The 22,347-nt window shown below is 57.4% G+C and carries 18 protein-coding genes and 1 riboswitch; of the genes, 11 read left to right on the forward strand and 7 right to left on the reverse strand.

The annotated features are described in order from the left end of the window. Nucleotides 1-267 precede the first annotated feature (267 nt). On the forward strand, nt 268-609 hold the full coding sequence (locus tag QKE19_RS01730) for an iron-sulfur cluster assembly accessory protein (RefSeq protein ID WP_005512007.1): 342 nt from the start codon (nt 268-270) through the stop codon (nt 607-609). Between the two features lie 178 nt (nt 610-787). Here the strand turns inward: QKE19_RS01730 and asnB are convergent, their stop codons facing one another. Continuing rightward, the gene (asnB, locus tag QKE19_RS01735; RefSeq protein WP_347890211.1) at nt 788-2,713 is read right to left on the reverse strand and encodes an asparagine synthase (glutamine-hydrolyzing); all 1,926 of its coding nucleotides are present in this window, start codon (nt 2,711-2,713) and stop codon (nt 788-790) included. A 500-nt stretch (nt 2,714-3,213) separates the two neighbouring features. Between asnB and QKE19_RS01740 the strand changes: the two genes are divergently transcribed. Beyond that, nucleotides 3,214-4,389 (forward strand): cytochrome c oxidase subunit II, encoded by a 1,176-nt coding sequence (locus QKE19_RS01740; protein WP_049190506.1) that lies wholly within the window; start codon nt 3,214-3,216, stop codon nt 4,387-4,389. Between the two features lie 35 nt (nt 4,390-4,424). Continuing rightward, complete coding sequence (locus tag QKE19_RS01745) at nt 4,425-4,871, forward strand: cytochrome c oxidase subunit 4 (RefSeq protein ID WP_016423031.1); 447 nt, start codon at nt 4,425-4,427, stop codon at nt 4,869-4,871. A 163-nt stretch (nt 4,872-5,034) separates the two neighbouring features. Here QKE19_RS01745 and QKE19_RS01750 read toward each other — a convergent pair whose 3' ends face one another. The 5 genes from QKE19_RS01750 to QKE19_RS01770 form a co-directional block, all read right to left on the reverse strand. After that, nucleotides 5,035-6,762 (reverse strand): ABC-F family ATP-binding cassette domain-containing protein, encoded by a 1,728-nt coding sequence (locus tag QKE19_RS01750; RefSeq protein ID WP_347890214.1) that lies wholly within the window; start codon nt 6,760-6,762, stop codon nt 5,035-5,037. Between the two features lie 166 nt (nt 6,763-6,928). After that, complete coding sequence (locus QKE19_RS01755) at nt 6,929-8,557, reverse strand: cytochrome bc complex cytochrome b subunit (protein WP_070603055.1); 1,629 nt, start codon at nt 8,555-8,557, stop codon at nt 6,929-6,931. Continuing rightward, nucleotides 8,554-9,765, reverse strand: a complete 1,212-nt coding sequence (locus tag QKE19_RS01760; protein ID WP_049170241.1) for a ubiquinol-cytochrome c reductase iron-sulfur subunit — start codon at nt 9,763-9,765, stop codon at nt 8,554-8,556. Before QKE19_RS01760 ends, QKE19_RS01755 begins: the two co-directional genes overlap by 4 nt. After that, nucleotides 9,762-10,652 carry a cytochrome c gene (locus tag QKE19_RS01765; protein ID WP_016423027.1) on the reverse strand — a complete coding sequence of 297 codons (891 nt, stop codon included), beginning with the start codon at nt 10,650-10,652 and terminating at the stop codon, nt 9,762-9,764. Before QKE19_RS01765 ends, QKE19_RS01760 begins: the two co-directional genes overlap by 4 nt. A gap of 75 nt (nt 10,653-10,727) precedes the next feature. Continuing rightward, a complete protein-coding gene (locus QKE19_RS01770) occupies nt 10,728-11,342 on the reverse strand; it encodes a heme-copper oxidase subunit III (protein ID WP_088611596.1) in 615 nt (204 codons plus the stop codon). Between the two features lie 537 nt (nt 11,343-11,879). Here QKE19_RS01770 and trpD point away from each other — a divergent pair. Beyond that, a complete protein-coding gene (trpD, locus tag QKE19_RS01775) occupies nt 11,880-12,947 on the forward strand; it encodes an anthranilate phosphoribosyltransferase (protein ID WP_049192934.1) in 1,068 nt (355 codons plus the stop codon). On the opposite strand, the gene QKE19_RS01780 is transcribed toward trpD, so the two are convergent. Continuing rightward, the gene (locus QKE19_RS01780) at nt 12,944-14,533 is read right to left on the reverse strand and encodes a DEDD exonuclease domain-containing protein (RefSeq protein WP_347890217.1); all 1,590 of its coding nucleotides are present in this window, start codon (nt 14,531-14,533) and stop codon (nt 12,944-12,946) included. The two genes, trpD and QKE19_RS01780, sit on opposite strands and share 4 nt — an antisense overlap. 413 nt (nt 14,534-14,946) lie before the next feature. Next, a riboswitch (cyclic di-AMP (ydaO/yuaA leader) is annotated at nt 14,947-15,089 on the forward strand. Between the two features lie 14 nt (nt 15,090-15,103). Between QKE19_RS01780 and QKE19_RS01785 the strand changes: the two genes are divergently transcribed. From QKE19_RS01785 to QKE19_RS01815, 7 genes are all read left to right on the forward strand, one after another. Then, nucleotides 15,104-15,682: a C40 family peptidase gene (locus QKE19_RS01785; RefSeq protein ID WP_048731217.1), complete on the forward strand. Its 579-nt coding sequence runs from the start codon at nt 15,104-15,106 to the stop codon at nt 15,680-15,682. Nucleotides 15,683-15,998: 316 nt separating this feature from the next. After that, nucleotides 15,999-17,099 carry an NlpC/P60 family protein gene (locus QKE19_RS01790; RefSeq protein WP_049190494.1) on the forward strand — a complete coding sequence of 367 codons (1,101 nt, stop codon included), beginning with the start codon at nt 15,999-16,001 and terminating at the stop codon, nt 17,097-17,099. A gap of 53 nt (nt 17,100-17,152) precedes the next feature. After that, entirely contained in the window at nt 17,153-18,307 is a 1,155-nt protein-coding gene (locus QKE19_RS01795) for a glycosyltransferase family 4 protein (RefSeq protein ID WP_049190492.1), read from the forward strand. 9 nt (nt 18,308-18,316) lie between these two features. Then, nucleotides 18,317-19,330, forward strand: coding sequence for an ROK family glucokinase (locus QKE19_RS01800; protein WP_147721787.1), 1,014 nt, complete (start codon nt 18,317-18,319; stop codon nt 19,328-19,330). 102 nt (nt 19,331-19,432) lie between these two features. Then, nucleotides 19,433-20,224, forward strand: coding sequence for a lysophospholipid acyltransferase family protein (locus tag QKE19_RS01805; RefSeq protein ID WP_016423019.1), 792 nt, complete (start codon nt 19,433-19,435; stop codon nt 20,222-20,224). 151 nt (nt 20,225-20,375) lie between these two features. After that, nucleotides 20,376-20,867 (forward strand): polyadenylate-specific 3'-exoribonuclease AS, encoded by a 492-nt coding sequence (locus QKE19_RS01810; RefSeq protein ID WP_016423018.1) that lies wholly within the window; start codon nt 20,376-20,378, stop codon nt 20,865-20,867. Nucleotides 20,868-20,935: 68 nt separating this feature from the next. Next, nucleotides 20,936-22,321 carry a 3-deoxy-7-phosphoheptulonate synthase class II gene (locus QKE19_RS01815; protein WP_005510339.1) on the forward strand — a complete coding sequence of 462 codons (1,386 nt, stop codon included), beginning with the start codon at nt 20,936-20,938 and terminating at the stop codon, nt 22,319-22,321. Nucleotides 22,322-22,347: the final 26 nt, after the last annotated feature.

Here is a 22,347-nt window from a genome sequence, read left to right on the forward strand (position 1 = left end):
TTGCAGGTTGAGGGGCAGGGACGGGGCAAGGGCGAGGTTTTGGGGATGACCGCCGCAGGGGCAGGCGGGAAGAGTGCGCTTGTGGCGTGGGAAGCCGTGGTGTGGTTGCGATGTGGCGGCAAAAAGAGACTTCCGAAAAAGAGAAAGAAAAAGAGAACCCAGAATTGGGAATTAAAGACTGGTCGGTAAGGTTGTGATAAATAATGACGTAGCCGACCTTGGGGTCGACTCGCATACTTAAACACTTCAACAAGGAGGACACGCGCTATGACTACTGCTCAGAGCACTGGCGTTACCCTGACCGAAGCTGCGGCTGCCAAGGCAAAGGCACTTCTGGACCAAGAAGGTGCCACCGACCTGGCACTGCGTATTTCCGTGGCTCCGGGCGGCTGTGCCGGCCTGCGCTACCAGCTCTACTTCGATGACCGCAGCCTCGACGGCGATGTCGCCGAAGTTTTCGGTGGCGTCAAGCTGGTCGTTGATCGCCAGTCGGTTCCGTACCTGTCCGGTGCCACCATCGACTTCGCTGACACCATTGAACAGCAGGGCTTCACCATCGATAACCCGAATGCCACTGGCTCCTGCGCTTGCGGTGACTCCTTCAACTAAGTCATTAGCTGAGCAGAGCTGTCAGCAGACGCTGTGAAAAGCGTCGGATAGTAAAAGGCTCGGACCTCACTCTTGTTAACTGAGTGAGGTCCGAGCCTTTTCTATTGGTTGCCCCAGCTATGGTGGCAGCCTGCCGGGGCAGGATGGGGTTGAGGCGCGGGGACCGTCGTAAAGCGAGCTAGAGCTCGACGGGGTAGTCGCGCTGCTCGATGTCCGGAGTAATGCGGTCTTCGATGAAGATGCCGTGCCAGACCATGAAAGCAAGGATGGTCCAGAGGCGGCGGGAGTGGTCGCGCTCGGTTGGGTGGTGCTCGGCGAGCATCTTGAGCACGGCGTCCTTATTAATGAACTCATCGGTCTGGGACTCGCGGATGATGTCCTCGGCCCAGCCGTGCAGTTCGTCGCCTGCCAGCCAGTGGCGAATCGGCACCGGGAAGCCCAGTTTGCGGCGGTTGAGCACGTGCTCCGGAACAATCTGCTCCATGGCGCGACGCAGTGCGTACTTGGTGGTGCCGTGAGAAACACACATGTCCACCGGCAGCGTCTGTGCAACGTCGAAGACCACACGGTCGAGGAACGGCACGCGCAGCTCCAGGGAGTTAGCCATGGTGATCTTGTCCGCCTTGACCAGAATGTCGCCACGCAACCAGGTGAACAGATCCAAGTGCTGCATCCGAGTCACCGGGTCCCAGCCTTCAGACTGCGCGTAAATCGGCGCAGTGACATCGCTGTGGTCCCATTCCTTCTTGGCCCACGGCAGCACTTCCTGCAGCTGCTCAAAGTTAAAGGAACGAGCATTGCCGTAGTAGCGCTGTTCCAGCGGAGTAGTGCCTCGCTGCAGGAGCGACTTGCCGCGCATGCCCTCTGGCAGAGCTTCGCCGACCTTAGCCAGACCGCGCAGCAGGGGAGATGGAACCTTGTCGAACGGCTTCAGCGACAGCGGCTCCTTATAAATGGTGTAACCACCAAAGAGCTCGTCTGCGCCCTCACCGGACAGTACGACCTTAACGTGCTTACGAGCCTCTGCGGCCACGAAGTACAGCGGCACCAGTGCAGGGTCAGCTACCGGGTCATCGAGGTACCACATAATCTTCGGAATCGCCCCGGCGAACTCCTCCGGCGAGACGACCTTCACAATGTGCTCGACGCCAATGGCGGCGGCGGACTCGGCAGCCACATCGACCTCGGAGAAGCCCTCGCGCTCGAAGCCAGTGGTAAACGTCAGCAGGTTCGGGTTGTGGCGCTTAGCCAAAGTTGCAATCGCAGTGGAGTCGATACCGCCCGACAGGAACGAGCCCACCGTGACGTCGGCACGCATATGCTTCTCGACGCTGTCCTCCAGCGCACGGGCAATGCGGTCAAAAACATCCTGTTCAGCGCCCTTAGCCACTGGCTGAATCGGGAAATTCGGCTTGAAGTAGCGGGTCTGCTTAACTTCGCCACCAGGCGTAACGATGGCAGTGCAACCCGACTCCAGACGAACAATGTCAGTGTGCAGCGACTCCGGCTCCGGAACGTACTGCAGATCGACGTAGTGCTCCAGTGCGCGCTTATTCAGCTTCTTCGCATCGATGCCCATCTCCGGCGCAGCTTCGAGCAGGGACTTCTTCTCAGAACCGAAAATTGTGCCACGCTCTGTGGTGGCGTAGTAGAGCGGCTTAATGCCGAACGGATCGCGCGCCAGGAAAAGCTTGCGCTCGACGCTGTCCCAAATGGCAATGCCGAACATGCCGCGCAAGTGCTTTACGACGTCCGCTCCCCAGTGGTGGAACCCAACGACGATAGGTTCACCATCGCCGGAGGTATTAAAGGCATAGCCTTTCTTCTCCAGCTGCTCGCGAAGTTCGACGAAATTGTAGATTTCGCCGTTGAAGGTCATGGAGTAACGATTCGGCTGATTCTCTGGTCCCCACTGCAGCGGTTGGTGGCTGTGGGCAATATCAATAATGGATAGGCGGTTGAAGCCGAAAACTGCGTCCTCATCGTGCCACGTGCCTGCATCGTCAGGGCCGCGGTGCCGCATGCAGGGCAGGGCCCTTTCGACAACGGGAACGAGCTCCGCTGCGTCAGAATTTGCAGCCAGGATTCCGAGAAGACCACACATGCTTCGTGCGCGCACCTTTCGCTTAGTGTCACTTAATGGATTTTCGACGGCTCCGTAGCTAGCGGCTCAGCGCGACTGGTTGTCGCCTTAACCGGTGGCCGTGAAGGACCGCCGCGTGGCTGAGTAGCTGGGTTGAACCCCAGATTGGCGCCACATAGAAATGCTGCACCTACTTTAATGCCTTTTGGGGAAAAGCGAGAATGTCTGAGTTTGCCGTGTCTAGGGCTCGGGGCAAGGTTGCGCGGGACGGTGTGTGCGTCAGCGCGTGGCACAAACACTAAAAAATTCATAGACTTAGGAGCGTCAACAGGGTGTAACTGGTGAGAATGCCACCCCCGATAGGCGGGTCTTTCTCAGTATTTTATTAGGGCAGATATACTCAAAGGCACCCCACAGCCATATTTATTGTGGAGAAAGCTTAAGAATCGACTACTCTGCTTGGGTAGGACGAAACCTTAATCGGTTATCGAAAATTGTGTGGATCAGGAAGGCAGACACACGTGAATCAGCGTAGAAAGTTCGGAGTCGCCCGTAAGCTCGGCGTCCTCGGCGTTGCCACCGGTAGCGCAGCCTTGCTTGCCGGCTGCGATGTTAATCCTCCGGAGAACGGCTTCTTCAAGCTGCTCCGCTTTGGTTGGCCGGAAGGTGTGACCCCGGAAGCACAGTCCATGGGTAACTTCTGGGTTTGGACCTGGGTTGCAGCTTGGATTATCGGCATCATCGTTTGGGGCGTTACCCTTTACTCGATGGCAAACTTCACAGCTAAGAAGGCTGAAAAGAAGGGCAAGGGCGAGTTCCCGCGCCAGACTGCATACAACGTTCCGGTTGAGTTGTCTCTGACCATTCTCCCGATTCTGATCGTGATGACTCTGTTCTTCTTCACGGTTCAGACTCAGGACAAGGTCACTGCCCTGGATAAGGATCCGGAAGTTACCGTCGACGTCACCGGTTTCCAGTGGAACTGGAAGTTCGGTTACGCCAACATTTCCGCTGACCTGATGGGCGGCGAGGAATACAACGGCCGTATTGAGAAGCCGGCTGATGAGCAGTTCTTCACCGAGGGCGGCCACGAGGTTCCGTCCGCTGAGGATCGCGCAAAGCAGAAGGAGCACCCGGTTCACGGACGCTCCAAGGAGAGCCTCGACTACCTGCACTACGACGAGATTGAGACCCTCGGTACCACCGAAGAGGTTCCGGTCCTCGTTGTTCCGGAAGACACTGCAATCCAGTTCGACCTCGCGTCCGCTGACGTGATTCACTCCTTCTGGGTTCCGGAGTTCCTCTTCAAGCGCGACGTGTTCCCGCACCCGGAGGCTAACAAGTCCAACCGTGTCTTCCAGATCGAAAAGATTGACTCGGACAAGATTGCCAACCGACCAGAGGACAACCCGAGCGACAAGGTCAAGAACGCATTCGTTGGCCGTTGTGCCGAGATGTGTGGTACCTACCACGCAATGATGAACTTCGAGATTCGTGCTGTCTCCCGTGAGGCATTCACCGAGTACATCAAGTTCCGCCAGGAGAACCCAGAAGCTACTAACGCTGATGCTCTGAAGCACATCGGTGAGCCGGCATTCGCAGTCTCCACTTCGCCGTTCAACTCCGGTCGTGTCGACACCCGCGACATGGGTGATCGTGGTGCTAACACCATTGACCTGAACGCGACCGCCAAGTAAACCCAGCAAGATTCTTACTTAAAGGAAGTTCTCAAATGAAGTCTGCAGCAAAGCTCTTCTACGGACTTACCGTGTTCCTGGGGTTCATGGCTGTCGTCTACATCTTCGGCACTCAGTACCTCCAGGACACCGGTAACGTCATCAACGAAAGCCAGGGTCGCCTCGAGTGGGCTGGCGCAACCGGCCTGGTCCTCGCAGCTCTGATGACTCTGATGCTCGGTGGATACTTCCACTTCACTGAGCGCCGCTCCGACATCACCCCGGCCGACTTCGAAGAGGCAGAGATTGCCGACGGTGCAGGTACCCTCGGTTTCTTCTCCGCTAGCTCGATTTGGCCGTTCGTGATGACCATGGGCATCCTCCTCATGGGCTACGGCATCGCATTCATGGCCTACTGGCTGATTGTCCTTGGCGCGGTAATTCTGATTGTCTCCGGCACCAAGCTCAACACTCAGTACATCACTCCGCCGGAGAAGCACTAGTCCGAGTGCAATCAGACTGAACCACAGTCGTAGATAACCGAAAAGTCTCTCCCACTAACAAGGGCGTTAGTGGGAGAGACTTTTTTGTTTGGGCGAGTGGGAGGGGATTCCTAACTGGTGTTACCTCGTCGGTTAGGATCTGTAGTCAATATATGATTCCGCATCAAGCGAATTCGACGGGTTTCTGCCCCTTAGGTAGTTCGATGACCTCACCGTCAGTCACCTGCAGATGACGCGCTTCGAGCGAGTTGATCATGCGGTGATCGTGGGTAATCACAATAATTGTGCCCTCTGCAGATGCGATCGCGTCTTGGACCTGCTCGATTAGATCCACACTCAGATGGTTCGTAGGCTCATCGAGCAGCAAGATCTCCGGCGGATTGGCTACGACCAACGCTAACGCCACCCGGCGCTGCTGGCCGATGGAGAGGCTTCCTACCGGTCGATTGGCATCCTCAGGGCTAAGCAATCCAAAGTCGTCGAGAGGCACGCGGGCATTGGGCGCAAGGTCGTACAACTCACGGGCGGACTTCTTTGGGTTTTCCCAGTCTTGTTCCTGAGCCAGCATGGCTACTCGACAGTTCTCGCCGATACGCACCTCGCCAGCCTGCGTCTCAACTTGCCCCATGATCGTCTTAAACAAAGTAGATTTGCCGGCCCCATTAGGGCCGGTGATCACGACCTTGTCGCCGGGACGAATAGTCAGTGAACCAACCCGAATTCGATCTGGGACGACCACACCGCGCATCTTGATGTGAAAATCTTCATCGCTGCCCGAAGCAGCGCGCTTGGTCGGTAGGGGTGCGGTCAACGGGGCATCAAAGCCCAGTAGTGCCGGTGGACGCTCCACACCTTCCTCAATGAGTTCCTCCAGCCGCTGCTTAGCCGAACGCACGCGGCGGGCGATTTGCCGCTCTACACGACCGCCACGGCGGTCATAAGCCATCTTGTTATTGTCCGTCATTTCCCGACCCGGTGAGATCTCACGAGCGCCATTCTCGATGGTGTCTTCCAACCGATTGCGTTCATGCTCCTCCGAGCGCCACTGGTGCTCCCATAGCTCACGCTGGTGGCGACGGTGCTTCGCGTAGTCGGAGTAATTACCACGGAACAGCCCAATACCAGGGCGCCCCGGCACCAAGTCTCCAATTACAGTACAAACGGCATCCAGGAAGTCGCGGTCATGTGTTGCCACCACAACCACTCCAGGGTGGTTCTGGATGGTGTCAATCACGAGCTGGCGACCGCGTTCATCGAGATGGTTGGTGGGCTCGTCGAGAAGCAGAATCTCTGGCTTTCGAATGAGCGTAATCGCGAGCCCCAACCGCGCCCGCTGCCCGCCGGAAATCTCCGTGGTTAGTTGCTCTGTCAGGGGAGCGCCGTCCGGAGCAGAACCGGTCAGGCCGAGATGGTCGAGCACAATCTCCGCATTATGTTCGGCGTTCCAGTCATCGTGAGCCATGACGTCCGAGAAGGCCTTCGAATACGCCTTCTCTGCCGCCTTAGACTCATCTGGGGTCTCTGCTAAGGCCATCGCCTCAGCTGCCTCTTCTAACTCCGCTAAACGACGTTTCGAGGGGCCGAGGGCTTCATCGATAAGCATTTGCACCGTGGAGTCGAAAGGAGCTTCCAGTTCCTGAGAGCCGAGTACACGCGTGCCAATATGAGTCACCGTACCGCTCGTGGGCCGACGACGACCCGATAGTAGCCAAAGAAGAGTGGACTTGCCGGCTCCGTTGTCTCCAACCAGACCGAGGACATCGCCGTCGGAAAGCGTGAGCGAGACATCGCGCAGAACAGGCGTGGCCTCGTAGTCGAAATTGACACCGTTGGCGACAAGCTGTGTGGCGTTGTTCGAAAGATCGGTGGTGGGGGAGGGACTGGTAGACATATGTCCATTTTAGTACTGGTAAACAGCAGATTTGGTATCCGACATATGTTGGGTCAAGGCGAGGTCGGAAGAATCTGGGTAACAAAAACCACCCCGGTCGACATCCGAAGTGGATGCGGACCGGGGTGGTCTTATTTGAGCGCAGTAGAAAACCTACCGCGGAGTTTTACTGCTCGAGCTGGCGACGCTCTTCAGCGTTCTGAGCTTCGAGGTCACGGAACATCTGAGCCTGCTGCTCGTGGTTCTCGTGCTCGATACGAGCTGCCTCTTCGGCAAGCTCCGGGGAGTCCGGGCTGAAGAAGCTACCGCGACCCGGGCTACCAGCGGCGCCCAGTTCGTTCATGGTCTTCGGGACGTAAGCACCCTGGTACTCGAGCGGAACGGCGTGGCCGTGCTCGTCGACCGGACCCAGTGGCTGGTGGACCTCGATGAAGGAACCATCAGGCAGCTGGTTGATGATGCCCGTCTCGATGCCGTGCTCCAGGACAGCGCGGTCAGAGCGCTGCAGGCCGATGCAGATTCGGTAAGTGACGAAGTAAGCGATCGGAGGCAGGATGATCAGACCGATACGGCCAACCCAGGTCATCACGTTCAGCGAAATCTGGAAGTGGTATGCGATCAGGTCGTTACCACCGGACAGAGTCAGCAGGGTGTAGAAGACCAGAGCCATGGCACCCAGGCCGGAGCGAACCGGTACGTCGCGCGGACGCTGCAGCAGGTTGTGGTGGGCGTTGTCGCCGGTGATCTTCGCCTCGATGAACGGGTAAGCGAAGAGCAGGACAACCAGAACACCACAGAGCAGGGCGACCCAGAAGACTGCCGGGATCGTGTAAGAGCCCAAGTAGAGCTCCCACGGCGGCATGACACGGGCAGCACCGTCAGTCCACAGCATGTAGATATCCGGCTGGGAACCAGCGGAAACCTGCGCCGGGTTGTACGGGCCAAGGTTCCAAATTGCGTTGATCTGGAAGATACCAGCGAATAGCGCCAGGAAGCCGAACGTAATCAGGCCGAAGGAAACGGACTTGACTGCGAAGATCGGGAGAATACGAACGCCGACGACGTTGTTCTCGGTACGACCTGCGCCAGGGAACTGGGTGTGCTTCTGGTACCAGACCAGAGCCAGGTGAGCGGCAATCAGACCCAGCAGCAGGGCCGGGAGAATCAGCACGTGTGCAATGTACAGGCGCGGGATAATCATGTCACCCGGGAAGTCGCCGTTGAACATCATCCAGTGCAGCCAGGTGCCGATAATCGGCAGACCGATGATGATTGCGGACATAATACGCAGACCAACACCGGAAAGCAGGTCGTCCGGCAGGGAGTAACCCATGAAGCCCTCTGCCACGGACAGCAGCAGGAGGATGGAACCGATGACCCAGTTAGCCTCACGCGGCTTGCGGAATGCGCCGGTGAAGAAGATGCGGAACATGTGCGCCATGATGGACACGGCGAACAGCAGAGCACCCCAGTGGTGAATCTGGCGAATGAACAGGCCACCGCGAACCTCGAAGGAGATCTGCAGGGCGGTCTCGTAGGCGCGAGACATCTCGACACCGTTGAGCGGCGCGTAGGCACCGTCGTAAATGACCTTCGACATCGACGGGTCGAAGAACAGAGTCAGGTAAACACCCGAGAAGAGCAGGACTACGAAGGAGTAGAGTGCAATCTCACCCAGCAGGAAGGACCAGTGGGTAGGGAATACCTTATTGAGCTGCTTACGCATGCCGCCAGACAGGGTGTAGCGGTCATCCATATTCTTAGCAGCGGTTGCTAGTTTCGTTGGATTACTCATGACTGACGCTCCCAGAATGCCGGACCGACGGGCTCAATAAAGTTGCCCTCTGCGTACATGTAGCCTTCTTCGTCAACGCTGATCGGCAGCTCTGGAAGAGCGCGAGCAGCTGGACCGAAGACTGGCTTGCCGTAGTGCAGTGCATCGAACTGCGACTGGTGGCATGGGCAGAGAATACGGTTCGTCTGCTGTTCGTACAGAGAAGTCGGGCAACCGATGTGTGTACAAATCTTCGAGTAGGCGAAGTAGTCGCCGTAGTGGAAGTCTTCCTGACCCTTGCGCAGGATTGCCTTTTCAGCGTCCTGGGAACGCAGACGGATCAGCATGACCGAGTTGCGGGAGCCGTGAATCGAGTGCATGTGTGCCTCGTAGACATCAGCATCCTTGGAGTACTTGTCGCCGTCGTTGACGTCCTCCTCCGGAAGAGGGAAGACGGTCTCCATGGAACCTGCGGACAGGTCCTCTGGGCGGAGGCGAACCAGGCGGGAAACGCCCTTAGTGGTGTAGCCGTGTACGCCCTCTTCAGCGATAGCGCCGGTGTCGCGACCCAGGTAAACCTTGTGGCCCTTCTCGACGAGAGTCCAGCCGGTGGTCCACAGGGTGCCGTCACCAGTGACGTCAACGTCGTGGCGTGGCTTCCACGGGTTCTTAATCATGCCGCCAAGCGGAAGGATCATGCCGATACCAGCCAGGACGGCGCCGGTACCAAGGAGGCCCTTGATAGCGGAGCGACGACCCAGGGTGGAGGTCTGCCAAGAATCGTTCAGCAGGGCAACGATGGTCTTCTGGTCGACCTCTTCGGACGGACCATCGTGGCGGCGCTGAACCGAAATTTCTTCCGGAATGAAGCGCTTGGTGAACTTAACTGCACCAATACCCAGGGTGACGATGCAGCCACCGATGGTGATACCCAGCAGCGGGGTGTACATGGTGTACAACCACAGACCCTCTTCGCCGTGACCCTTGTAGTGCCACGGGTAGAACAGGTAGATGGCGATGAATGCCAGGCCAAGAATGACCGACAGTGCCAGCCAGATGGTGACACCACGAGCCGCGCGCTTTTCAGCCGGGTCGTTGGCAATCGGGAAGCGTTCCTTGCGGTAAGCAATGGTCACGTCATCGAGTTCAGCACCCAGACGAGCGAGATCCGCATTGCTCATCTTCGACAGCTCTTCGGAGCTGTACTTCTTGTTTTCGTTATTACTCATCGGCGGGATCCAATCCAAAGAGCGGCCGCTACGAGAGCGACAATGCCTACAATCCACATGACAAGGCCCTCAGCAACTGGGCCGATGCCACCAATGCCCCAACCACCCGGGGTCGGAGTTTCCTTGGCGTTCTTGATGTAGGCGATGATGTCCTTCTTCTCGTCAGCAGACAGCTGGCGGTCAGAGAACTTCGGCATATTCTGCGGGCCGGTCAGCATTGCCTGGTAGATTTCCTGCTCATTTGCAGGATCCAGGACCGGTGCGTACTTACCGCTGGACAGTGCGCCGCCACGACCGGTGAAGTTGTGGCAGGATGCACAGTTCAGGCGGAACAGCTCGGAACCGCGAGCAACGTCAGCCTTGTCAAGCTCACCGTTCGGGCCGGCGTTCTTACCGCGCAGCGACTCCATAGCGATGGAGCCGTCCTCGTCGCGGACGATGCCGGCGCCGCCACCATTAGCCTGGACGTAGGCTGCGATAGCCAGCGTCTGCTCTTCGGAGTAACGCGGGGTCTTACGTGCTGCCTGAGCCTCGTTGCGGAGCATCGGCATACGACCGGAGTGAACCTGGAAGTAAACCGAGCCTTCGCCGACGCCAATCAGCGACTTGCCGCGGTCCTTAACGCCCTGAAGGTTGGCGCCGTGACAAGTAATACAAGCAACGTCGTAAAGCTCCTTGCCCTGCTGAATCATTGCGGCTTCATCCTGCTGAGCAGTAGCCGTCTGTGCATCAGGGGTCAGAGCATTAGCGAGGAAGCCCGCGCCGGTGAGGGCGAGAGCCATAGCCATAATGCCGGAGGCAGTACGGCGCATCTTGCGGCGGCCCTTTGACTTCGGGGCCGCAGCCAAGGACGTGGTGTCCTTGGTTTCGGAGGTAGTGTTTTCCATCTTTTTCCCTTTAAGACTGTTCGTGGAAAGTGGATGGGCTGTAGGCCGTACTAAACAAAGGACGGCCAATACGGCCTACTGGATGAAGTAGATGGTGATGAACAGGCCAATCCACACGACGTCGACGAAGTGCCAGTAGTACGAGACCACGATGGCAGCAGTGGCCTGTGCCGGGGTGAACTTCGCCTTGGAGGTACGGATAAGCACCACAACGAAAGCCAGCACACCCGCGAGGACGTGGGCTGCGTGGAATCCGGTGGTGATGAAGAAGACCGAACCGTAAATGGAGTTCTGAATGGTCAGACCGTGGCTAACCAGTGTGAAGTACTCGTAAGCCTGGCCGACGAGGAAGATTGCACCCAGGGCGGTGGACAGTGCGTACCACTTACGGAGTGCGAAAACGTCGCCACGCTCGGCCGCGAACACGCCCCACTGGGCAGTGAACGAAGACGACACTAGGATCACGGTGATCAATAGTGCGTACGGGACATTGAGGTGGCCGGTACCCCAATCCCACGAATCGCCCTGGCCGTTCGCGCGTGACACGAAGTACATCGCGAACAGACCGGCGAAGAACATTAATTCCTGAGACAGGAACACAATCGTGCCGACACTGACCATATTCGGTCGGTTCAGTGTCGCAGCACGACGTGGTGCTGTCATACCTTGATTTTCAACTGCGCTCGTCACAACTAACAGTATGTACTGTTCTTAAGGAGTAGTCACGTTGCAACCCCCGTTTTTGTATAAAAATTCCTAAAATCCCAGGTCGCGAGGAAAGGTTTCTGAGAATTTCACTAATTTTTCCCCCTGTTGGGAACTTTCCGGTGTCTTTATCCGACGCGGGTGAATTCGAGGGTTTTGTTGTGCCGAGGTGCGTGGTGTCCATCCCCCTGGACTGCCAAGTTCGCCTCCGGTGAACCTGGGTTAGCGATACTGCGGCATCGGCTGTCGGTTAGTTTATCGCAGGTTCGGCTCTGTTTAATATCGTATTTTTCCAGTTGCCCCAATGGGGGTGAGATTTTCGGTGAACGCAAAAGGTGGACCTGGTGATGCGCTGGATATATGGGGGAGGTATCTTGTCTTATTACGTACATCACGGTGGGATTTTTTCAACAGCCCTGTGATGTGGTGCGCCTGGTGGGCGGGATAGCCAGCAGTACCTAGGTGCAGTTGTATTAATAAAGTACGAATACAGACTTGACTATCTAGTGGAAGGGAGTGGCGATGAGCGAGATCGGCGATAAGAGGGCGGTCGAAAACTGGCGCCATGTTCTCTCCACGATTGGCGCTGGCCGCGAAGTTTCCGGTGAGGGCATTCGATTCGCCATGGATCAGATCATGTCCGGTGCTTCCGGAGACGTGCAGACCGCAACGTTTGCTTTCGGTCTCCTCGCCAAGGGGATTACGGCTGCCGAGCTCGATGCTGCGGCTGAGGGCATGCTTTCATTTGCCCGCCCAGTTCATGATCCACAGCTCGCCGGTGTTATTGAGCGCGGTGCAGTCGATATCGTCGGCACCGGTGGTGATGGCGCAAATACCGTCAACATCTCCACGATGTCCATGATTGTTATCGCGGCCAGCGGTGTGCCGGTGCTCAAGCACGGTAACCGCGCGGCTTCCTCGAAGTCGGGCGGAGCTGACATGCTGGAGGCCTTTGGCATCGACATTGAGAACGGTCTCGTTACTTCTCCGGAACATCCGGATTTCTACGTGCGCTTCCTCTTTGCCGCTCGCTTTCATCCGGCCATGCGCTTCGCTGGACCGGTGCGTAAGGAGCTAGCGGTTCCGACAGTCTTCAACCTGTTGGGGCCGCTGACGAATCCAGCACGCCCGCAGGCGAGCTTGATTGGCTGTGCCTTCGAAGATCAGATGGAGACGATGGCGGACACCTTCGCCCGCCGTGGTCAGCGCGCGCTGGTGGTTCGCGGAAGCGATGGCCTCGACGAGATTACCGTTACTGGCCCCACCAAGGTCTTTATTGTGGAAAACGGTGGAGTTGCCGAAGATGTCATCGATCCACATGACTATGGCATGGAGTACTCCGAAATTGACGCGCTGCGTGGCGGTGACCCTGCTTACAACGCTGATGTTGCACGTCGCATTTGGGCTGGCGAGCTCGAAGGCCCAATTCGCGATGCAGTCATCCTTAACTCCGCCGCCGCAATCGCCATTTCGCGTGGTCTGAGTGGCCGTCCACTAAAGGAAGCTATGGCCGACTCCATTGAAGAGGTCAAGGAAACGCTCCAGTCGGGGCTGTGCTTGGACATCCTTACCGCGGCGATGAAGGGTTAAGGTTCGCGTCGCGCTTCACGACGTGCTTGCTGCGCGTCAATTGCCCACTGAAGGTATTTTCCTGCGCCCAGCCTAGGGTAGGAAAACTCGCCTCCGGTGGGCTTTATTCGTACCTCCGGGCGCTGCAGCCATTTCCAGATAATACTGAGTTCATCAATTGATGCTCCTTTATATAAGGAGTCATCTGGAGTGACTGTTTGGGCCGAACTCTCCATGAGGTCGATGATGTAGTTCATATCCGCGCCACGTGGTGCGGTGCTGGCGCCGGCCAACCTGCCGTAGCGAATTTCCGCTAGGTGCCAGCCTCCATTGCCATCGGGGAAAGCGGCTTGCAGAGATGGGATGGCGGCAAGCATGCTCAGGCGCTGCTGCTTGTCCAAGCTGATAATGAACTCCGCAGTGCGGTCACGCTGCACTGCCGCGCGTTGGAAGCGGTGTGCTTCGGCAAGTGCTGATATCTCTGCAATCATGTCTGCGATCTCGTTGGAACCGGTGGTAGAGATCTGGGTGGTTGTTATCGCAAAGTCGTCGTTAAGCGCAGAGAACCTGTCGCGGATGGCGGTAGCGGTGTCGCGCGTGCGGAAAGGACCTAGGCCGCGGGCGTCGGTGACTGTCCGGCTAATCTTGGCAGGCCGACCGGGGCTAGTGGGGACGATGTACCAGCCGCGGGTTGGTTCGGTGCGTTGTCGGTTGTAGGGCGGACGGAGTGCAGAAATCAGACGAGCCTCGCGGATTTCTGCAGCGAAGCCGTGCGGGCACTCGATGATCTCGACGCGTTCGGCTAGAGAGACCATTTCCGTAATCTTGCGACGAGAATCAGTGCCGTTGAAATACTGCAGAAGTCTACGTCGCAAATCGAGAGCTGTACCTATATATAAGGGGTCGTCATTTCTTGACCGAAAAACATAGACACCAGGGGTGTGCGGAGCTCCATCGGCAAGGTGCCGTTTAGCACGAACCTCTGGAGCGACGGTGGGCGAGTAGTGCACTAGCTCGGACGCTGTTTGTACTTCATCGCCAGCTAGTCTCTCCATGAGGTAGTGAAGGACGTCGACGGTTGCGATTGCGTCGTCAAGCGCCCGGTGGGTGGGGTGATTCGGAGAACCGACGTACCGTGCGAGCTGTGAGAGCTTGAAACTGCCAACTTGTGAGCGGTCGAGGACGCGACGCGCCAACGTGAGAGTGTCTACGACACTGGGGCTCGGCCAATCTAGGCCCAAATCTGTGCAAGCCTGGCGGAGGAATCCAATATCGAACTTGGCATTATGCGCAACCCAGACGCTTCCCCGGGCAAATTCGAGGAACTGAGTAATAACTGTGCCGAGCTGTGGGGCAGTTTCAACATCGGCGGTAGTGATACCGGTGAGAGATGTGATGTGGTCGGGGATCTCCATGCCGGGGTCGATGAAGCTGGAAAAGGTGCCAATCGTCTTACCGCCACGGGTTTTGATGGCCCCAATTTCAATGATGTGGTCGTTCTTGGCCTTCAGTCCAGTCGTTTCTAGGTCTACGACGACAAAGGTGGTGTTGAAAAGAGAATCATCGACGGTGCCTTCGAGAGGGAAGTGCTGTTGTCCTGAATCCACATCAATAATCCTATTCTGAGCGCTCCTAGCGGTGTTAAAACTGTGAAACTTGAGCAAATTGAGCCGCCACAAGTTGGAGTGTGACATAAAACACGTTTTGAGCCCGCGATAAAAATGTGTCGACTTTAAGGCATTGAGTGTAAAGTTCTCGGCGGACTTCAAAATGCCAGGTAGTGACACGTTTATCAAACTGTTATTATTCCGCTATAGGGGGAGTGTCTAGTTGTAACAGCTTGGTAACGGTTTAGTTCTATCGATGGTAACAACCGGGCCTCGAGCGGTTTTCTGGGCAAACGGCTAGACAAAACTTGATGCCATTTCGTAACCTTATCGAGACATTGAAACGGGGCCACTGAGTTGGTGCCGGTCATTGATAAGAAAACACAGAGCCTTATCGAAGGTCCTGAGGGTCTAAGTAGTGAGAGCCTCAGGGGATTCGAGCCGGGGACCCACCTCGAACCATGGGGTGAATCCCAAAGGGAAATCCCGGAGGGTAGGAAGTCTTCCATTCTTCCGAACCCGTCAGCTAACCCGGTCGGCTAAACAGGAAGATTTTGGAGTTTCAAAACAATGGGCAAGCACCACCGCCGTTCTAACTTTGCACGCAACGCAGTCGCATTTGGCGCAACTGTCGCCGGCGTTACCGCTCTCGCAGTTCCGACCGCTAACGCTAACCCGCTGAACGACATCCAGGGCGCACTGAACGGCTTCGATACCCCGCAGGTTGCAGGTATGCAGGATGTTGTTGGCAAGTTCAACGACATCGCAGGTGAGGTTACCTCCGGCAGCGTTGCAAACGTTGCAGCACCGTCCACTGGTTCGGCTATCGTCTCCGCTGCACGTTCCAAGATCGGTTCCCCGTATGTGTGGGGCGCTACCGGTCCGAACTCTTTCGACTGCTCCGGTCTGACCTCCTGGGCATACCAGCAGGTCGGTAAGTCGATCCCGCGTACCTCCCAGGCGCAGGCTTCCCAGGGTACCGCGGTCTCCAGCCCGGCACTGGGTGACATCGTTTCCTTCTACTCTGGCGCTACCCACGTCGGCATCTTCTCCGGCAACGGCAACGTGATTCACGCTCCGCAGTCCGGCGATGTCGTCAAGGAAGCTCCGATGAACTACATGCCGGTTCACAACTTCGTCCGCTTCTAATCTGTTTGAACGGATGACAACCTGCGGGGCCTTGATGCCCCGCAGAGCCTTGGCTCTCTTTTTACCGAGGGGGCACTGAGGCGAGCGCCCGGGTGCTGACGCTATGCGCGTCGTAAAGCACTATAGGGGCACTCGCCTCATTTTTTGTTTTTCTACTGCGGTTACGCAATGCGTGGAGTCGAAGGGCTATCCTGGTTACTCCCTTTGGATACCCCTTTGTGCTGGCGGTTTGTCGGTGTGTTGTTCCGCGGCAAGGCTGCTACAATTTGCTCGAATGCGTCAAGTGGTTTGATGTTTTGTTTTTCGGGGAAGAAATTTGAATACACAACTTGAAAAGGGTTTGGATTTGTCGCGTCACCGTGCCTCTCGCCGTCGCCACAACTCTCGTCGCGGTGTAGTCGGGCTTACGGTCGTGACTGGGCTAACCTTTGGCTCCGTAGGTTTGGCGCCGATTGCCTCTGCGCAGGATGAACAGCCAGCCCCGGATCTGGCTACTGCAGACGGCATTATTGCAGAGCTGGAGAAGATTTCTCGGGATACCGAAGCGGTTTCTGAGGAAGTTACCGAGCTGGATTCTCAGGTTCAGGCCAAGGAAGAGGAACTCCGGCACGCCGAAGGGGAACTGAAGCACTCTGAGGATCAGGTTCTCCGAGCACAGGATAATCTCAAGGCGCTCTCTGGTGAGATTTCCTACTTCGCGAAGAAGCGGATGCGTGGTGAAATCGTCGACCCATTGTCTGCCGCCCTGGGATCTTCCAGTGCTCAGGACGCTATCGACCGTGCCGGCTACATCAACAAGATGTTCCGCGACAACGATGAAGTCGTCAGCCGTGCGGTGCAAGCCCGCAAGGATGCCGAGGATGGCAAGGCCAATGCGCTGCGTCTGCAGGGCGATATCCGCAAGCAGCTCGATGACCTGGCCAAGCGCCGCGATGATTTGGACAAGCGCAGCGCCGAATTTGATGAGCGCGCCGAGCATGTCAAGTCCATGGTTGAATCGCTGAGCCCCGAACAGCGGGAAATCTGGATTTCCAAGAACAACCCAATTACCGAAGGGTTGGACAAACTGCTCGGATCTTCCGCCGCAGTTGATGCCGCGATGTCGAAGCTGGGTTCCCCGTACTCGTGGGGAGCTGCTGGTCCCTCCGCATTCGACTGCTCCGGCCTGATGTACTGGGCGTACCAGCAGATTGGTAAGTCCATCCCGCGGACCTCGCAGGCACAGCTCGCCGGTGGTACTCCGGTGAGCCGCGACCAGCTGCAGCCGGGCGACATCATCGGTTACTACCCGGGAATCACGCACGTGGGCATGTACATCGGCAATGGTCAGATTGTCCATGCTTCCGACTACGGTATTCCAGTCCAGGTCGTTTCCATCGACCAAGGTGGCCCGTACCAAGGCGCTGTCCGCTTCTAACTAGCGGCAGGTGACCTCGCGTCCTTTTAGTCAAGGTAGATAAACTCGGCTCCATGTCTGCGCGCGTACTGCTCATTACGAATGACTTCCCGCCTCGCGATGGTGGAATCGAGTCCTACCTGCGTGATTTCTGTGCTCGTTTGGATCCGGAGAACCTCGTAGTCCTCGCGTCCTCGCGAGCCCCCGAAGAAAAGCTCCGCGCCTACGACGAGTCGCTACCGTACCGTGTTTATCGCATGCGTGATTCCGTGCTGCTGCCACTGCCGCACGTAGCTCGTCGCGCCGCTCAGATTATTCGCACCGAACGCATTGACACCGTATGGTTTGGTGCCGCCGCGCCACTTGGTTTGCTTGCCGACGCATGCCGTCGCGCAGGTGCCACCCGCATCGTTGCTACCACTCACGGACATGAAGTGGGCTGGTCGATGCTGCCATTGGCCCGCCAGATGCTGAGGCGCATTGGTAAGAGCTCCGATGTTGTGACCTATATTTCCCGCTACACCCGTGGTCGATTTGCGGCAGCCTTTGGTCCGCAAACAGCATTTGAACGCCTGCCTTCCGGTGTCGATATCGAGCGATTTTCCCCGGACCCCGAGGCGGGACAGAAGATCCGGCAGCACCACGGAATCGGTGAGTCCCAGCCGCTTATCGTCTGTATTTCTCGGCTAGTGCGCCGAAAAGGCCAAGATATGCTGATTCGCAGCATGCCTAAGGTTCTTGAGCAGCACCCGGATGCCAGGTTGCTGATCGTGGGCGTTGGTCCGTTGAACCGAGAATTGAAAAAGCTGGCAGTAAAGCTCGGGGTCTCCGAGCAGGTTATTTTTGCCGGCAAGGTCTCTTATGATGACCTCCCCGCCTATTACAATGCGGCCAGCATTTTTGCCATGCCCGCCCGAACCCGCGGACGTGGCCTCGATGTAGAAGGCCTCGGCATTGTCTACTTGGAAGCACAGGCCTGCGGTGTCCCTGTCATAGCTGGCAAGTCTGGTGGCGCCCCGGAGACAGTTATCGATGGCGAAACTGGCATCGTTGTCGACGGGGCCTCGAAGCGCAGCGTCGCCACCGGGCTGGTTGAGATTTTGGATAATCCGGAGCGCGCGGCGGCGATGGGAGCCTGTGGTCGGGAGCATGTTGTGCAGTCGTGGACCTGGGAGGTCATGGCTGCTCGGGCTCGCCGAATTCTCCGAACCTGCGCAATCCCTTTATAATCAACTGTTATGTCCACCGATATTCCGATTCATCCGAGCTCAGACGAGTCCGACGCCGCTGATCGCCCGGCTATCGGTTTTGATATTGGTGGAACAAACCTGCGCGCTGCAGTGGTCAGCGCTGATGGGCAGGTGCTGTATCGAGTTCAGACTAGTTCTGACGGCAGTGTGGATGCCATTGAACGTGGCATTGTCCAGACATCCGAGCGCTTGGTTGAACGCTTTCCAGATGTCAGCGCCATCGGTTTAGCTGTAGCTGGTTTTTTGGATTCTGACCGCCAGACGGTTCGTTTTGCCCCGCATCTGCCGTGGCGCGATGCGAACGTCGTCAAGCGTTTATCCTTGCTTCTCCCATGTCCGCTGCAGCTTGAGCACGATGCTAACTCGGCCGCCTGGGGTGAGTATCGCTTTGGTGCGGCTCGCGGTGCGGATAATTGGGTGCTGTTTGCGCTGGGTACGGGAATCGGCGGCGCGATGATGCAGGGGGGTGAGATTTACCGTGGCGCGTACGGCACGGCGCCGGAATTCGGCCACCTCACCGTTGTGCCGGATGGTCGTCCCTGCTCCTGCGGAAAGCGTGGTTGCTTGGAGCGTTACTGCTCGGGTACGGCGTTGGTTACCACCGCTCAGGAACTCTCTGAATCCGGTCGCTACTTCTCGCGGCTTACCGACGGGCTCGTGGCCGGCTCGGTAACTGGTACCGATGTCGTCTCGGCTGCTCGCCAGGGGGATGAATTGGCTCTAGCTGCGATTGATGACTTTGCTACCTGGCTGGGGCGTGGCCTGTCGATGGTGGGCGATGTCTTTGATCCGGAATTGATTGTTATCGGTGGCGGTGTTGCCTCGGCGTCTGATCTATACCTGGACAAGGCCAAGGCCGAGTTTGCCCGCAATCTCACCGGCGCTGGCTATCGTCCGGTAGCGGATGTGCGGGTCGCTGAACTAGGTGCGGATGCTGGGTTGATCGGTGCGGCGGATATTGCGCGCAGCGTTGTGGCTGCCGAGGGTGCGACATCGTCGTAAAGCGTCAATTGGGGGATTGCAGGGGAATTCGCCCGCGAAAAGGTGGGGGAATGGCTGCGGAGATGGATCGTCGGACCAACTGAACCTGTATAGTTTTAAACTGTGAATAATCGCTGGTACAAGTTCTTTAAGTACATCCTCATTGGCCCTTGGCTGCGGATCTATAATCGCCCGTACTACATCGGTGGTGAGAAGATTCCTCAGGAAGGTCCAGCGCTGATGGCGTCGAACCACCTTGCTGTGATGGATCACTTTTTCTTCCCACTGGTCTGCCGTCGTCAGCTGACGTTCCTGGCGAAGGCGGAGTACTTCACCACGCCGGGCTTTGTCGGCGGTATCCAGAAGTTCTTCTTCTCCTCGGTGGGGCAGGTGCCGATTGACCGTACCTCTGGTGATGCAGCTCGCGATGCGCTGAACGCAGGCTTGAAGGTGCTGTCACGCGGTGACCTGCTGGGCATTTCCTTGGAAGGCACCCGTAGTCCGGATGGTCGACTGTACCGCGGTAAAACTGGTGCGGCACGTGTAGCGCTGGAGTCCGGTGTGCCGGTGTTCCCAATGGCGATGATTGATACGGAGAAGGCCAACCCGATTGGTTCGTGGATTCCTCGTCCGGTGAAGGTCGGAACGATTATCGGCGATCCGATTGATCCGTCGGAGTACAAAGCCAAGTACAGCGATGAGTATGAAGCGGCCAGGGCGCTGACGGATGACCTGATTAAGGAAATTCAGAAGCTTTCGGGTCAGGAATATGTCGATGCTTACGCGACTGATGTGAAGAAGTCCTTGGAGGCCGGCACCGGCTATCCAGCGGGAACCGAACCGGGTGGAGAGCTCACTACTCCGGCTCCGGGGCCGAAGCCGACCCCTCGTCGCTGGTTCCGACGCGCTCGCTAGAATAATTAGGCGCAGATAGTTTTCGCGACAGTGGGGCTGCACACTTCCTATGGCGATTCGGTGCATGGGTAAGATTTGCTCGGTAGGGCTCCACGGTCTTTTGGTCGCGAGGTAGCCGACGCGAGGCCGAGGCTGGAGAGGATTCCACACCGTGCGTTATTTTTATGACACCGAGTTTATTGAAGACGGCAAGACTATTGATCTTGTCTCCATCGGTGTCGTAGCTGAGGACGGCCGCGAGTACTACGCGGTGTCTACCGAGTTCAATGAGAGCAAGGCCGGGCCGTGGGTTCGGGCCAATGTGCTCAATCAGCTGCCCAACCCCTCATCTCCGCTGTGGAAGAACCGGGACACGATCCGCGAGGAACTGCTGGCATTTTTCACCGAACCCGGTACGGGCAGCCCAGAGCTGTGGGCTTGGGTAGGCGCCTACGATCACATTGCGTTGGTGCAGCTTTGGGGTGATATGACCAAGCTGCCGCAGTTCATGCCACGTTATACCCGTGAACTCAAGCAGTACTGGGAGATGGCGGGTAAGCCACGGTTGCCGAAACAGACTGCAGGTAAGCACGACGCGCTGGCAGATGCCCAGCACAATCTGCTGAAGTTTCAAAAGATTGCACAGAAATTGCCGCTCGATTAAGCAGCGGAATTCGAATATTTGGTGACCTGACTAACACCCTTCTGGCAGGGGCACTACAATGAACTTCTGTGAGTTGGACTATTGATCTCCCTGTAGATGACCTGCCCGATCTGCCACCGCTTCCCGGCGACATGGCTGAGCGTTTTGCTGATGTCGTATCCCGCCAAGCCCTACAGCAGCCAAGCTGGGATGCCCGCGCCGCTGCAAACGTGCGTCGCATTCTCGAATCGGTGCCGCCAATTGTGGTCGCGCCTGAGGTTCGTAAGCTTCGTCAGGAGCTTGCCGACGTCGCTAATGGTAAGGCCTTCCTGTTGCAGGGTGGCGATTGTGCGGAGACCTTTGAGTCCAATACTGAGCCGCACATTCGCGCCAATGTGAAGACCTTGCTGCAGATGGCCGTTGTGCTGACCTACGGCGCATCCACCCCGGTCGTAAAGATGGCTCGTATCGCTGGTCAGTACGCCAAGCCGCGCTCGAAGGATATCGACGGCGACGGTTTGCTTAGCTACCGCGGTGACATGGTCAACGGCGTTGAGCCGACCGAAGAAGCTCGAGTTCACGACCCAGCTCGAATGGTGCGTGCTTACGCCAATGCCTCTGCGGCGATGAACCTGGTACGTGCACTGACAGGTTCGGGCACCGCTGACCTGCACCGTCTGCACGAGTGGAACCGTGAGTTCGTCAGCAACTCGCCGGCTGGCGCCCGCTACGAGGACCTGGCACGCGAGATTGATCACGCACTGCAGTTCATGGCTGCCTGTGGTGTTGCGGACTCGAACCTGCAGACCGCGCAGATTTACTGCTCGCATGAGGCGCTGGTTGTTGACTACGAGCGCGCTATGCTGCGCCTTTCTGAAAACGATGGCAACCAGGAGCTGTTCAATCTCTCCGCGCATCAGCTGTGGATTGGTGAGCGCACCCGTGGCATTGAGGACTTCCACATCAACCTGGCTGCCATGATTGGCAACCCCGTCGGTGTGAAGATTGGCCCGACCACCACGCCGGAGGAGGCTGTCGCTTACGCCGACAAGCTCGACCCGTTCTTCCAGCCAGGTCGCCTGACCCTGACTTCGCGTCTGGGCAATGACAAGGTTCGCTCCGTGCTGCCTCCCATCGTTGAGGCTGTGGAAGCTTCTGGTCACAAGGTCATTTGGCAGTGCGACCCGATGCACGGCAACACTTACTCGGCCTCCAATGGTTACAAGACCCGCCATTTCGACCGCATTGTCGACGAAGTTCAGGGCTTCTTCGAGGTGCACCGCTCGATCGGCTCGCACCCGGGTGGTATCCACGTGGAGCTGACCGGCGAAGATGTCACTGAGTGCCTCGGTGGCGCGCAGGACATTTCCGATGTCGATCTGCCAGGCCGTTACGCATCCGCCTGCGACCCGCGTTTGAACACTCAGCAGTCGCTGGAGCTGGCCTTCCTGGTTGCCGAGATGCTGCGCAACTAGTTGCAACCAGCTCAGCTAGGTACAAC

The sequence above is a fragment of the Corynebacterium sp. c8Ua_99 genome (assembly GCF_039907185.1).
GTDB classification, from domain to species: domain Bacteria; phylum Actinomycetota; class Actinomycetes; order Mycobacteriales; family Mycobacteriaceae; genus Corynebacterium; species Corynebacterium jeikeium_D.